The 14,104-nt window shown below is 51.3% G+C and carries 11 protein-coding genes; 5 read left to right on the top strand and 6 right to left on the bottom strand.

The genetic code is table 11. The annotated features are described in order from the left end of the window. Positions 1–198: 198 nt before the first annotated feature. Genes mnmE through rpmH form a run of 5 tightly spaced genes read right to left on the bottom strand, consistent with a single transcriptional unit; the run spans position 199 to position 4,093 of the window. Positions 199–1,575: a tRNA uridine-5-carboxymethylaminomethyl(34) synthesis GTPase MnmE gene (gene mnmE / locus ACI9KD_RS15045; RefSeq protein ID WP_414981992.1), complete on the bottom strand. Its 1,377-nt coding sequence runs from the start codon at positions 1,573–1,575 to the stop codon at positions 199–201. 10 nt (positions 1,576–1,585) lie between these two features. Beyond that, entirely contained in the window at positions 1,586–3,310 is a 1,725-nt protein-coding gene (yidC, locus tag ACI9KD_RS15040; protein ID WP_414981991.1) for a membrane protein insertase YidC, read from the bottom strand. Between the two features lie 6 nt (positions 3,311–3,316). Further along, positions 3,317–3,559: a membrane protein insertion efficiency factor YidD gene (gene yidD, locus ACI9KD_RS15035; RefSeq protein ID WP_414981990.1), complete on the bottom strand. Its 243-nt coding sequence runs from the start codon at positions 3,557–3,559 to the stop codon at positions 3,317–3,319. Beyond that, positions 3,556–3,906 carry a ribonuclease P protein component gene (gene rnpA, locus ACI9KD_RS15030; RefSeq protein ID WP_414981989.1) on the bottom strand — a complete coding sequence of 117 codons (351 nt, stop codon included), beginning with the start codon at positions 3,904–3,906 and terminating at the stop codon, positions 3,556–3,558. The genes yidD and rnpA overlap by 4 nt, the downstream gene beginning before the upstream one ends. A gap of 52 nt (positions 3,907–3,958) precedes the next feature. Continuing rightward, the gene (gene rpmH / locus ACI9KD_RS15025) at positions 3,959–4,093 is read right to left on the bottom strand and encodes a 50S ribosomal protein L34 (protein WP_083791631.1); all 135 of its coding nucleotides are present in this window, start codon (positions 4,091–4,093) and stop codon (positions 3,959–3,961) included. A 700-nt stretch (positions 4,094–4,793) separates the two neighbouring features. Between rpmH and dnaA the strand changes: the two genes are divergently transcribed. The 4 genes from dnaA (at position 4,794) to gyrB (ending at position 11,109) form a co-directional block, all read left to right on the top strand. After that, the gene (gene dnaA / locus ACI9KD_RS15020; RefSeq protein WP_414981988.1) at positions 4,794–6,281 is read left to right on the top strand and encodes a chromosomal replication initiator protein DnaA; all 1,488 of its coding nucleotides are present in this window, start codon (positions 4,794–4,796) and stop codon (positions 6,279–6,281) included. Positions 6,282–6,418: 137 nt separating this feature from the next. Continuing rightward, a complete protein-coding gene (gene dnaN / locus ACI9KD_RS15015; protein ID WP_414981987.1) occupies positions 6,419–7,522 on the top strand; it encodes a DNA polymerase III subunit beta in 1,104 nt (367 codons plus the stop codon). A 27-nt stretch (positions 7,523–7,549) separates the two neighbouring features. Then, positions 7,550–8,656 (top strand): DNA replication/repair protein RecF, encoded by a 1,107-nt coding sequence (gene recF / locus ACI9KD_RS15010; protein WP_414981993.1) that lies wholly within the window; start codon positions 7,550–7,552, stop codon positions 8,654–8,656. A 38-nt stretch (positions 8,657–8,694) separates the two neighbouring features. Next, entirely contained in the window at positions 8,695–11,109 is a 2,415-nt protein-coding gene (gene gyrB, locus ACI9KD_RS15005) for a DNA topoisomerase (ATP-hydrolyzing) subunit B (protein ID WP_414981986.1), read from the top strand. A 724-nt stretch (positions 11,110–11,833) separates the two neighbouring features. Here gyrB and ACI9KD_RS15000 read toward each other — a convergent pair. Continuing rightward, positions 11,834–12,778 (bottom strand): LysR family transcriptional regulator, encoded by a 945-nt coding sequence (locus tag ACI9KD_RS15000; RefSeq protein ID WP_414981985.1) that lies wholly within the window; start codon positions 12,776–12,778, stop codon positions 11,834–11,836. Between the two features lie 88 nt (positions 12,779–12,866). On the opposite strand from ACI9KD_RS15000, the gene ACI9KD_RS14995 reads away from it, so the two are divergent. Then, the coding region (locus ACI9KD_RS14995; RefSeq protein ID WP_414981984.1) for a sulfatase-like hydrolase/transferase at positions 12,867–14,104 on the top strand (1,238 nt) is incomplete at its 3' end.

The raw sequence follows: 14,104 nt of genomic DNA, 5'->3' as shown, positions 1-14,104 counted from the left end.
CTGGCCGTTGACGTAGTTATCATCCTTATCCCCAGTTGCGTCTTCATCGATACAGGATCTTTACCCAGCGTTTGACAGAGCATTCCTCGAAGAATCTAAGGTGCTCAAAAGTTCTAACAAGGCTGTGTGCCGACACGGTATTTGTTGTTCTAAAGCGTGTATGAAATTCAGCTCTGTGGATAAGCTGGGGAGAAGAATTTATTTACCGATGCAAAAGCTGCTGAAAATCTCACCGAGAAGTTCATCGTTACTAAAAGAGCCTGTAATGCTGCCTAAGCTATCTTGGGCGTAGCGTAAATCTTCAGCGATTAGTTCGGCGGCACCGTGTTGTTTGAGTTGAAACAAACCCTGGTGAAGATGCTCAGCACAGTCTTCAAGAGCAAGGACGTGTCGTTCTCGAGCACTGAAGTCCGATGTTTCGCTGTCGCTCATTCCTGCTATTTTTAAAAGGTGCTGCCGCAAAAGGTCAATACCGTCGCCATTTTGAGCACTTAAAGAGATTTCAGTTATCGCTTTGTGCGCGGTTAGCGAAGCAGCTGTTCCATTCAAATCACATTTGTTACGGATGAGGGTTATCGGAATTGAAGGAGGAAGATCGCCTTTGTAAGTCGCTATAAGAGAGGCGGAGTCCGATGAGCTGTTATAGCCACTGTTATCCACTACCAAAAGGATGTGATCCGCAGAGAGCATTTCTGTTCGTGCTCGTCGAATACCTTCTTGCTCGATAGCGTCACCGGAATCTCGAAGACCCGCTGTATCAACAATATGCAGGGGTAATCCATCGATCTGTATGTACTCTCGGAGCAGATCGCGGGTGGTGCCAGGAATATCTGTGACTATGGCTGTGTCTTGCTCAGCCAGCTGGTTGAGTAGGCTGGATTTACCCGCATTGGGTGCTCCGGCAATAACCAACTTCAATCCATCACGCAGGGTTCGACCACGTCGTGCGCTGAGTAACAGCTGGCTAATGGATTGCTCAATAGACTCGAGACGCTCGAAAACATCACTTTCGCCGATAAAGTCGATTTCTTCTTCTGGAAAATCGATAGCCGCCTCTATAAACACACGTAAGCGAATGAGTTGTTCCAGCAAGGCGTCGATTTGGGTGGAGAAAGCTCCGCTAAGCGAACGGCTTGCACTGCGAGCAGCAGCCTCCGTGCTACTGGAGATCAGATCAGCGATGGCTTCGGCCTGCACCAGATCGATTTTGTTATTCAAAAATGCCCGCTGACTGAATTCACCCGGGTCAGCCTGCCGCGCACCACAATTGATGCACTCGCGAAGAATGGTGCGCAGGAGCACCGGCCCACCATGACAATGCAGCTCGGCCACATCTTCGCCGGTAAAGGAATGGGGTCCAGGGAACTGAATCAATAAGCCCTGATCCAGAACCTCTCTGTGTTGATCATGGATTTGCACATAGTGTGCTTGCCTGGCGGTGGCAGTGATCGCTGTCATTGTTTTAGCGACAGAGAAGGCCTTGGGTCCTGATAAGCGGATAATCCCTACACCACCGGCACCGGGGCCCGTAGCAATCGCAGCGATGGTATCGCTGTCGCCGACCAAAATGTTCATATCAGTAAGGTCAGCTCTTGGCCGCGGCGTTCTCAATTTGCCGGGTGATAACGTATTGCTGAGCCATGGACAACAAGTTGTTTACAACCCAGTAAAGGACCAGTCCCGCCGGGAACCATAAGAAGAAGAACGTGAAAATCACCGGCAGCCATTGCATGATCTTGGCTTGCATAGGATCCGGTGGTGGAGGGTTAAGTTTTTGCATGAAGAACATGCTGGCGCCCATCATTAAAGGTAGGACGAAATAAGGGTCCATGACAGAAAGGTCATTAATCCACAACATAAACGGTGCCTGGCGCAACTCAACGCTTTCCATCAACATCCAATACAAGGCAATGAAGACGGGCATTTGAACCAGGATAGGTAGACACCCCCCCATGGGATTGATCTTTTCTTTACGGTAGAGCTCCATCATTGCCTGAGATTGTTTTTGCTTGTCCTCGGCATGTTGTTCGCGAATGTCCGCCATTTTTGGCTGAACACGCCGCATGTTGGCCATTGACTTGTAACTCGTAGCGGAGAGTTTGAAAAACACGGCTTTGATGAGGACGGTGAGCAGAATAATTGCCGCGCCCCAGTTGCCTACAAACGAGTAAATTTTGGTCAGCAACCAAAAAAGAGGTTGTGCAACCCACCATAGCCAACCGTAGTCCACGCTAAGCTCAAGGAAAGGCGATATCTCCTTAAGACTGTACTGATCCTTCGGTCCCGCATAGAAGCGAGCGCTCACTTCCTGTGTGGTGCCAGGATCTACTGTAATGGCGGGGCTGGTAAATCCAGCAATATTGAAACCGCTATTGGTGACACGCGTGCTGTAGGTGTGGGTTTGTTCTGGCGCAGGAACCCAGGCGCTTAAGAAGTAATGTTGAATCATGGCTATCCAACCGCCCGCGTTTTGTTCGCGAAAGGGTTCTTTGAGCATGTCATCGAAGCTGAACTTCTCAAAACGATCATCAGCGGTGGTGGTAGCCGCGCCGAGGAAAGGCTGCATTCCCATACCACCACCGCCACCGGAGTCAGCCGCGCTGCTATCACGCTTGATCTGACCGAAGAGGTTGCCTTGCCATCGGGCATCGCTTTGATTGTTGATGATGAATTCTACATCGACGACGTAGCTGTCGCGCTGGAAGCTGAAGCGCTTAGTGACGCTAATGCCGGCATCGTTGCTCCACTGCAGGTCCACCTCGAGGGTATCTGCTACACCCATGTCGTAACGACTTTGGGTGCTTCGGTAGTTGGCGCGGCTTTTACTATCAATTCCATCGCGTCCGATAAGTCCGCTTTGTGCGACATAGACTCGTCGGGAATTATTCTCTAACAGCACAAAGGGTGTTTCAGGGTCGTCGATTTCGGCTAGAAACTTAGCGAGGGCGACTTCAACAATATCCCCACCGTTGAGATCGATAGCGACCTGCAGGCTGTCGGTATATATCTGAACGATGTTCTCGGTCGCAGTGACCATGGGTGCTGCAGTGTCAACGGAAGCGCCAACGGCAGGAATGTCTTCTACACCGTTAGTAGGCGGAAGAGTGCTGCCGTTGTTTGGCAGCGGAGCTGGCAGATCGGCGGGTAAGTCGCCATTTGCGGAACCGGGCTGAACACCGGGGCTCGCAGTCAATCGGGTTTCAGTAGAAACCACCTCAGCCTTGATGTCCTGAAAATTGACCCACTCTGTTAACAACATAAATGACAAGAGCATGATCGCGCCGATGAGCAGCGTGCGTTGGATATCCATTAAAAATTAGTCCTGATGTTGACAGGCTGGAGGAACGGGATCAGCGCCTCCTTCATGCCAAGGGTGACAGCGGAGAATTCTGTGGGCGGCGAGTTTGCAGCCTTTCAAGGATCCATGCGCCTCGATAGCTTCAATAGCGTAACGCGAACAGGTGGGATGGTAGCGGCAGTGGTGGCCCATAAAGGGGCTTAATAACAATTGGTACCCGCGAATGAGCGTTTGGAGCAATGATCGGAACAAACCCCTCATGACGGACTTGCCGCTAACCCTAAACGAGCGAACTGTTTGGTTAAAGCTTCTTTTATGTGGGTACTACTCGCATTGCGGGCACCGGGTCTGGTGAGAATCACAATATCGAGAGATGGCGTTTTTTGCTCGAGCACCCGAAAGTGTTCTCGGGCGAGGCGCTTAATGATGTTTCGGTTCACAGCGGTGGGAACGTGTTTTTTAGCGACCGCTAAACCCAGCCGGTGTTGGGGTAGGTCGTTATGTCGAGCTAGCAGTAGTAGCTCTTTTTGTCCCGCTTTGTGGTCCGGGTCTTTAAAAACTTGACTGTATTCGGCTGCTGTGAGGAGCCGTTGGCTGGGCCGAAACATAGCAGCCACAGTAACGGCCCGCTTTTGCCGCGCGAATCAGGCTTGATCTAAATCAGGCTGCGAGACGCTTGCGACCCTTTGCACGGCGACGAGCAATAACGGCACGCCCACTTTTGGTTGCCATGCGGCTACGAAAGCCGTGAGTGCGCTTGCGTTTTAATACGCTGGGCTGAAAAGTTCTTTTCATGATCCTACTCGCTTAAGTCTCAGTACTGAATTCGCTGCTCGTTGTGCAAGCCGAAAAGCTTGATTTTCAAACAGCTAGTTCGTTATTCGGTTAATGCCGGTGGTGCTGACAAAATTGGGCCGCGTATTGTAGTGAATCGGCGTTGGTTATTCAATGCATGTATTGATGGACTGCGTATAAATTTTGCTGCATTTGTTGCGCCGATAGTTTCACTGCGCAGTGAAAGTTTTACACAGGGCTTAAAGTTGAGTGTTGGCGCGGCGCACAGCAATCAGTAAACACTTTTCCCCAAAGATACACACAAGTTATCCACAAACCCAGCCCTCACTTACAAGCAATCGGTTTAGGTGGTTTTTTATACCGAAAACAGATAAGCTGTTGATTTATATGGGTTAAGTTAATACTTTTTTTTCAGCTAAGGTGTGGATAAGTCAGGGTGGCGAGGTTATGATGGCGGAATCGACCTTGCTCGGTGTAGGGATATCAACAGCGCTATCCACAAAGCTAGGCAAGTCGTTACGTTTCGGTAGCCAAGTGAGCTTTAGAGCCGCTTAATACGACAAAACCGCGAGATAAGCGTTTGTTAGTTAGGTGAAATCAGGGCCATATCTAAGGCGTCGCTACTGATAACCCATAAAAACCATGAAAATTGATCGTCTGGCAGGATTTTTCAAGATCAGACGGCAGAAGAGAGTGAACCTTGTCAGAAGCAATATGGGCACACTGCAAAACTCGTTTGCAGAACGAATTACCACCACAGCAGTTCAACACATGGATTAGGCCGCTTCAGGCGACGCAAACAGACCAGGCTCTGCAGCTTTTGGCGCCTAATCGTTTTATTTGCGACTTTGTCGCCGATAAGTACGGCGAGCTTATTGCGCGGTTGTTGCGGGAAGTACAAGACGGCGAGGCGGAGTTGCAGCTTGAGATTGCTGCGGGCTCATGTCGGGCGTCAGCTGTGCCGCTGGCGGCGACGCCACCGGTTTCTCGTGGTCCAGCGCTTGCGGTGGTCGGTGGTACCGCCTCGGCTGCCGGAACAGAGGCCGCAGAGTTAGCGCCGCAGGCCGATATCGGTGCCTTCGGTACCCGAAAGGCGTCGTCACTCATCGAAACCACTTTGCACTATGGGCAGGCGAGCAAGTCGCAGGTTCATGAAGCCTTGCAGCATAAGCACAACTTGGTGAGCAACTACACGTTTAGTAATTTTGTTGAGGGCAAGTCAAACCAACTCGCATTAGCCGCAGCAAAACAGGTGTCGGAGAACCCCGGAGGATCGTACAACCCACTCTTTTTATATGGAGGAGTGGGCTTGGGCAAAACCCATTTGATGCATGCGGTGGGTAATGCATTAAAAATCAACAAGCCGGATGCAAGAATTGTTTATCTGCACTCCGAGCGATTTGTAGCCGACATGGTGAAAGCGCTGCAATTGAATGCCATCACCGACTTTAAACGCTACTACCGATCCGTCGATGCGTTGCTAATTGACGACATACAGTTTTTTGCTAAAAAAGATCGCTCGCAAGAAGAGTTCTTTCATACCTTTAATGCCTTGCTCGAAGGTGGTCAGCAGATGATCCTTACCTGCGATCGTTACCCCAAGGAAATTGATGGGCTGGAAGAACGCCTGAAGTCGCGCTTTGGTTGGGGTCTTACCGTCGCGGTAGAGCCACCTGATCTTGAAACACGTGTGGCAATACTGATGAATAAAGCTAGTCAGGCGCGGCTTGATTTACCGCCCGACGCAGCCTTTTTTATTGCCCAGAGAATTCGCTCTAATGTTAGAGAGCTTGAGGGTGCGCTAAAGAGGGTGATAGCGAGCGCTAACTTCACACGACGCCCAATTGATGTCGATTTGGTTAAGGAAAGCCTTAAGGACTTGCTTGCCTTGCAAGACAAGCAGGTCAGTTTAGATAATATCCAGCGCACGGTGGCTGAGTATTACAAGATCAAGGTGGCTGATCTAAATTCGCGGCGAAGAAACCGCTCTGTGGCCAGGCCCCGACAAGTGGCTATGGCTCTGGCCAAGGAATTGACGAACTACAGCTTGCCCGAAATTGGTGACGCCTTTGGTGGTCGCGATCACACAACGGTCCTTCATGCCTGCCGTAAGATTCGTGAGCTTAGAGAAACAAGCTCCGACATTCATGAGGATTACAAAAACTTACTGCGGCTGCTAACGACCTGATTCGACGGCTCGTTTCTTGGTTTAATGACGCAAAGTTTGCTGCCCGTAATTCGGCATTTTTCATAACCATGTTGTGGGCATGATGCGCTAAACTATGGCGGTTTTTATGTCGTACGTGGCTGATTTAAGGATTTTTGATGAAATTCCGAGTTTCTCGTGACGCACTGCTTAAGCCCCTGAATCTCGTTGCGGGGGTGGTTGAGCGCCGGCAAACTTTGCCGGTGTTATCTAACGTACTGCTAAACCTCGACGGTAATCGCTTGTCCATTACCGGTACGGACCTGGAGGTCGAGCTGGTAGGACGCGTGAACTTGGAGGCGGCCGGTGATGTGGGCGAAATTACAGTGCCAGCACGAAAGCTCGCGGACATCTGTAAAAGCCTTCCAGACGGTTCTGATCTCGAAATTTCGGTGTCTGACGGTAAAGCCACGGTACGCAGTGGAAGAAGCCGATTTACCTTGGCAACGCTGCCTGCACGAGAGTTTCCCAATATTGAGGATAGTATTGGGACGCACCAGTTCACCCTAAAACAGCGAGAGCTGCGTCGTTTGATTGAGCGCACGGGCTTTGCCATGGCGCAACAAGATGTGCGGTATTACTTAAATGGCATGTACTGGGAGCTTCGTGCCGGTCGTCTCCGCGCCGTGGCTACTGACGGTCATCGTCTCGCGATTTGCACCTTCCCTGGAACACTTAAAGACTTGGAAGATACCCAGGTTATTCTTCCGCGAAAAGGCGTTCTTGAGTTGTCGCGACTGATGCAGAGCGATGATGAGGACGTAACTATTATTCTGGGCAGCAATCACTTGCGCGCTACTACAACCGAGTTCACGTTCACATCCAAGCTTGTAGACGGGAAGTTTCCAGACTACGAACGCGTGCTTCCTCGTGCCGCCGATAAAATTGTTCAGAGCTCCCGAACCGAACTGCGCCAGGCGTTTACGCGTACCGCAATTCTCTCGAACGAAAAGTATCGCGGTGTTCGGCTTAAGTTATCCAACGATAGTCTTGAAATCGTTGCGAACAACCCCGAGCAAGAGCAGGCCGAGGAAAACCTTCCGGTCAACTACACGGGGGAGTCGCTCGAGATAGGCTTTAATGTTGGGTATCTTTTAGACGTGCTGGGTGTTTTGAGCGGGGATGAAATACGGTTTTCCCTGTCAGATTCGAATAGCAGCGCGCTTCTTGAGGAAACCGACGGCGGGGACTCGCTGTACGTTGTGATGCCCATGCGGCTTTAAGTCGCTTGGGCGTGGAGGGGTGCGCCCCTGTTAGCCTCTCTTAATATCCACCACCTTAGAAACCTCACTCAGGCCAGTCTTGGCCCGCTGTCGCTGCACAACGTTATCTACGGCATTAATGGAAGCGGCAAAACAAGCCTGCTTGAGGCCGCGCATATTCTAGGGACAGCGCGGTCCTTTCGATCAGGTGGCGCTAAAGCACTAATTACCCATGGTGAAGAGACTTATGTCATTCAGGGGGAGCGGCATTTAGCGGCGAGCGGCAGCCTGTCGATGGGTGTGCAGCGACAAAAAGGTGGAGAGATGAGCCTTAGGGTGGCGGGAGAGCCCTCGCGCTCCGTATCCCAGCTAGCTGACGAACTCCCGCTTCTACTGATTAATGCCGAAAGTTTTGATCTTTTGGTGGGTGAACCGGCTAACCGTAGGCGGTTTATGGATTGGGGAGTGTTTCACGTGGAACATAACCTTCGAGAGCATCGCCGTCGATTCCAGCGAGCGTTAACACAAAGGAATCATCTTCTTCGCCGTGGTAACCTAGACGCCTCGGAATTAGAAGTGTGGACACGTGATTTGGCGGTCCACGCAGAGCTGGTGTCCGCCGGCCGAGATCGCTTTCTGACGGCACTTAGAGCGATTTTTGAGCCCCTAGTCAATCAGTTGGCGCCGGAGATTGGCCCTGTTGATTTGGCTTATCGTCGTGGATGGGACGCTAGTTGTAGTTATGCGGACGCTTTGCAGCGCAGTTTGTCGTCCGATCAAGCGCAGGGGTTTACGCAATCCGGGCCCCAGCGAGCAGATATTCGCGTAACAGTAAGTGGTTACTCTGCGGCAGATACTTTGTCGCGAGGCCAGCAGAAGCTGTTGGTTTGCGCTTTGAAGCTAGCCCAGGGCCAAATATTGGCGGGACAGCAGGGTGGGGTTTTATACTTAATAGATGATTTGCCGTCGGAGTTGGACGCAGAGCGCTGTGAGCGAGTGTGTAGAGCTCTAGCTGCGATGCGGGCACAGACACTGATTACTTGCGTCAGTCGCACAGCCATCCCTATGGAGTGGCTAGGGCTAGACGCAGAAGTAGCAATGTTTCACGTGGAACAAGGCCGTGTGGCGCTTGATCCAGACGCGACTAATAGATGAAAAACGGCTTAGGCCGCTAAAATACTGGAGTAAGTGCAATGAGCGATGCATCAGACAGCTACGATGGATCGAAAATTAAGGTTCTTAAAGGCCTTGATGCGGTGCGTAAGCGCCCGGGTATGTACATTGGAGACACTGATGACGGCACAGGCCTACATCACATGGTCTTTGAGGTCGTAGATAACTCCATTGATGAGGCGTTGGCAGGCCACTGCGGAAAAATCCTTATAACCATTCATCCCGACGAATCTGTTTCTGTTCAGGATGATGGTCGAGGCATTCCTACAGATATGCACGAAGAGGGAGTGTCTGCCGCCGAAGTTATTCTTACTGTGCTCCATGCGGGAGGAAAATTCGACGACAACACCTATAAAGTTTCGGGTGGTCTACATGGTGTGGGTGTTTCGGTTGTTAATGCGCTCTCAGAAGAGCTTTGGCTGACGATTTGGCGTGCCGGTCGACGCTATGAGCAGCGTTACGTGCATGGTGTGCCTCAGGGCGCTCTCCAGGATGTTGGTGAGGCGGATAAGACAGGAACGCTGATTCGTTTTAAACCGTCCGCCGAAACCTTTACTAACATCGAATTTGAGTTCGAAATACTCGCAAAGCGTCTTCGAGAGCTGGCTTTTCTTAATTCTGGCGTGGAAATCCTCCTCGAGGACGAGCGTTCAGGAAAAGACGAGCGATATTGCTATGAAGGCGGCTTGCATGCCTTTGTTGCTTACCTGAATCGTAACAAAACCCCCATGCACAAAGCGTTTCATTTCCAAGCTGATACCGAAGATGGCACGTCTGTTGAGGTCGCCCTTCAGTGGAATGACTCCTATCAGGAGAATATCTTCTGCTATACCAACAATATTCCCCAGCGCGATGGCGGTACCCACCTGGCGGGCTTTCGATCGGCGCTCACCAGAACTCTTAATGCCTATATCGAACGCGAAGGGTTGGCAAAAAAGGCCAAGGTGAATACAACGGGTGATGATGCCCGGGAAGGCTTGACGGCGATCGTGTCTGTGAAAGCACCAGATCCCAAGTTTTCGTCGCAAACCAAAGACAAGCTTGTGTCCTCAGAGGTCAAAACCGCTGTAGAGCAGACGATGAACAACCGTTTTGGTGAGTATTTGCTGGAAAGCCCCGGCGAAGCTAAGGCCATCGTGACCAAAATGCTTGACGCGGCCAGGGCGCGTGAAGCGGCTCGTAAAGCGCGAGAGATGACACGCCGCAAAGGCGCTCTCGATATTGCAGGCCTGCCGGGCAAGCTGGCGGACTGCCAGGAGAAAGACGCCGCGCTCTCAGAAATTTACCTGGTAGAGGGTGATTCGGCGGGTGGTTCTGCAAAACAGGGTCGGAACCGGCGTTTTCAGGCGATTTTGCCACTCAAGGGAAAGATCCTGAATGTCGAGAAAGCTCGCTTCGACAAAATGCTTGCGTCGGTAGAAGTCGGCACGCTGGTGACCGCTCTTGGTTGTGGCATCGGGAAAGAAGAGTTTGATCCCGATAAGTTACGTTATCACCGCATCATCATCATGACGGATGCCGACGTGGACGGCTCGCATATTCGCACCTTGTTGCTGACCTTCTTTTTCCGGCAGATGCGCGAATTGATTGATCGTGGTTATGTGTATATTGCCCAGCCTCCACTGTACAAAATCGCCAAAGGCAAGCAGCACCAGTACCTCAAAGATGATGCCGCACTGGCCGAATTTCTCACCGCCCAGGCGCTTGATGGAGCCGCACTTTATGTCAATGCCGAAGCTCCTGCGATCAGTGGAGAGTCCTTGGCAGAGTTGATTCGTCAGTATCAGTCTGTGGAAGCGATTGTTAAGCGTCGCAGTCGTCACTACCCCGAAGAGCTTATTTGGGAGCTCGTGTTTGGCCCACATCTGATGGGCGCGGACCTTACGGATGAAGCGGCTGTTGAGTTGTATTGCAAAAAAATGAGTGAGCGCTTACTTACCCTAAAGACAAAGGGAACAAGCTATTCTGCCGTTCAAAAGTCGGATAATCAAGAAACCTGGTACCCCATGGTACGAATGTTGGCGCATGGCGTAGAGCGGCCGATCGCGCTCAAACCCGAGTTTTTTAGGTCAAAAGACTACGCGGCAATGGTGGCACTGGGTGAGACGCTGAACGACCTTATTGATGAAACCGGTTACTTCCAGCGTGGCGAGAAAACCAATCCCACCCAAAGCTTTGTTGAAGGGCTTGAGTGGCTCATGACAGAGGCAAAGCGGGGTTACTACATTCAACGCTACAAAGGTCTTGGTGAAATGAACCCTGAGCAACTTTGGGAGACAACTATGGATCCTGAAAGTCGCCGTATGTTGCAGGTGACGATCGATGATGCGATGTTGGCGGATGAAATCTTCACGACTCTGATGGGCGACCAGGTTGAGCCGCGGCGGGAGTTTATCGAGCAGAATGCGCTGTATGTTTCAAACCTGGATGTTTGACGTTTGCTTCTTGTTGGTTCTCAGGCTATCTGAAGATTTCTCATCTTAAATGAATAAAAAACACCCCATTGCCTTTAAAATCAATGGGTTACGTTTTATTATGCCTGTTTGAAGGAAAACCTCCGGAGGTTTTCTTCCCACCAACGCTAGCAATTCGGCATCTATCTGTTTAGCCGCAGGCATTGAAACCAAATGCTCGGCCCCTTGTTGTTGCCCCGCCCTGTGCTTAACGCCGTAGGGTTATACACCTATCTTGGGCGCTGCCGTTTACCGTTACCTTCGCCCTGAGGCTTCTTTAGGGCGTGCGTTTGGACCTCCCCCGTGAAGCACGGCAACATCGGCATGGACGTCAGGCGTCTGTGTTTGTTATTTTGCGATTTCCCTTAGGCGTATTCTAAGGTTTACATTGTATGTATGTGTATCGGCAGCCCAGTGAGGGTGTGCTTTGCAGGTCTGGCTATCGAGAACCAGCCCAATATCAGTTAGGAAAAACTCTCCCGTCAATTCGGGTAATTGATTTCGGTAATTCCGCATATCGTCTTGTCTCTGAGGGGCAGTGATAATTCGCTGGCGGCAAGATTTGCTGGTTTTGGTTAAGCCTTTACCGAAAGTCGACTTATTTTATGCGTATACCTTACTCCGACTATGGCAAATCACGCGTAAGCCGTCCCCCGCTCAGAAGGCCCGCTTCCACGGAAACCTTAGGGCGCAGCTATGGCCGTTGTCATCTCAAATATCGTTCCATGAGCGATTGGTTCTTCTCTTCGGCTGCGCGCTCGAGCTTCAGAACATTCCCCATAAACATTTTTGCCGCCGGGCTAATCGATCGATTCTTTAGAAATATAAACCCGTGAACGGGTGATATCCACGGGTTTTGGAAGTTGAGTAAGATAAGTTCGCCCGATTCGAGTTCGGATTCGATCTGTGAGGGTATAGCGGCTCCAATCCCGTTGCTTTGAGAGACGACCATGCGTGCCGTGGCAAAATCATCAATTTCCACAGATGGCACTAGGTGGCCACTATTAATGTCAATGTCCGATTTTCCTGGAATGGCTTCTGCCAGACCTGCGGGCACGCGAATCGACACCAGCGGAAACTGATCCAGTTCCGTTCTGGTGGGCTCTTTGTTCACGGCAAGTGGGTGATCTTTCCGACAAAAGAGCACCATTTGGTGCTCGCTAACCCTTTCTATCGATAATTGGTCTTCGCTCGTGGCAGCTTCAATTGCGACAAACCCCAGATCTGCCGTTCGATTTAGAACATGTTCGTTGACTGTTTGCCAATTTCCGGTCAATGCTTGGTATCGGAGATCAGGAAAGTCACTAACCATCTGTCCAAGCGCGGTGTTCCCGGATACTTGCGCGGGGTACATGCCCAGCGCTACACAAAATTTCCCAAGGTTCAGGCCGCGCATTAGGTCTATTTCGCGCTTAAGTTCATCTGTGTCATCCACGATAGCCGCCGCTCGCCGAAGAAACGTTTCGCCATAGCCAGTCGGTGTCACGGTGTTGTGTTCGCGATCAAACAAGGTGACCCCTAGGTCTGCCTCCAGTTTACTGATACTTCTGGAAAACGCCGATTGCGAAATATTCGCTTGAGTCGCGGCGCGGGTAAAGTTCCCATGTTTGAAAAGACTAAGCGCGTGCCGTAACTGCCGATGAGTAATCACTATGTGTTTTGTGCATCACTATAATTCGATTAATGCATTAGAAGTCATACGCAAGGCATGGTCAAATCATGAACTCGTGGAATAAAGGATGTTTATGAAACTCATTGCGGTAGTTGTACCTTTGGCTGTAACCCTCGGCTTTCTTGCACATGGACAAGGCGCTTTGGCGCAGAATCTTGACCGCAGGGTATTGCCGATTCATCCGCCGGAAGTTGCCTTGTACACGGAGCTCAATGCGCGAAACGCAACGCCGCCTGCGCGATTTGACGTCACGGCACCCGAGGGCGCGCCCAACGTTCTGTTGATAATGATCGACGATATGGGCTTCGGCGTATCCAGTGCTTTTGGTGGCCCCGCCCACATGCCGACTCTCGATGAACTTGCGGACTCGGGTCTTCGCTACAACCGGTTCCACACCACAGCTATGTGCGCCCCTACTCGCGCGGCACTACTTAGTGGCCGTAACCATCATATGAATAACATGGGCTCGATCACTGAAACGGCGACGGCTTTTCCTGGGAATACCGGAGTCATTCCCCTGAACATATCCCCGATTTCGAATGTGCTACGCCTCAATGGTTACAGCACAGCGCAATTCGGCAAAAATCATGAGACGGCTGCATGGGAAGTCAGTCCATCCGGGGCGACCGACCGCTGGCCCACGCGCAAAGGGTTCGACAAGTTCTACGGCTTCTTTGGCGGTGAGACGAACCAATGGTCGCCGCTAATCTACGATGGAATGACACCCGTCGAGTTGCCTGATGATCCCAACTACAACTTTATGACCGACATGACGACTAAGGCGATCGAATGGGTTGGTTTTCAGCAGGCCCTGACCCCGGACAAACCTTTTTTCTTGTACTTCGCCCCGGGTGCAACGCACGCGCCCCACCATGTGCCGGCCGACTGGATTGCCAAGTACAAAGGGAAATTTGATCAGGGCTGGGACAAAGTCCGGGAGGAGACTCTAGCTCGGCAGATTGCGCTTGGTGTTGTGCCGGTCGGTACACAGCTGGCGCCGAAACCACCCGGAATCAAAGATTGGGAGGAACACACAGCCGATGAGAAACGTCTGCTCGCCCGTCAAATGGAAGTTTTTGCTGCTTTTGCAGAGTACGCCGACACAGAAATTGGCCGCTTGGTCGACTCCCTTAGAGAAATGGGCGAACTCGACAATACACTGGTGTTTTACATCGCCGGTGACAACGGAACGAGCGCCGAAGGCGGGGAGCTCGGTGTTTCCAATGAGTACACATCCATTAACGGTGTACCGGAGACGACAGAAGCAATGCTCGAGCACTATGACGATTGGGGCGGCCCCATGAC

The organism is Congregibacter sp. (genome assembly GCF_047617445.1).
Classification (GTDB): Bacteria; Pseudomonadota; Gammaproteobacteria; order Pseudomonadales; family Halieaceae; genus Congregibacter.
This window is presented reverse-complemented; position numbering and strand designations above follow the sequence as displayed.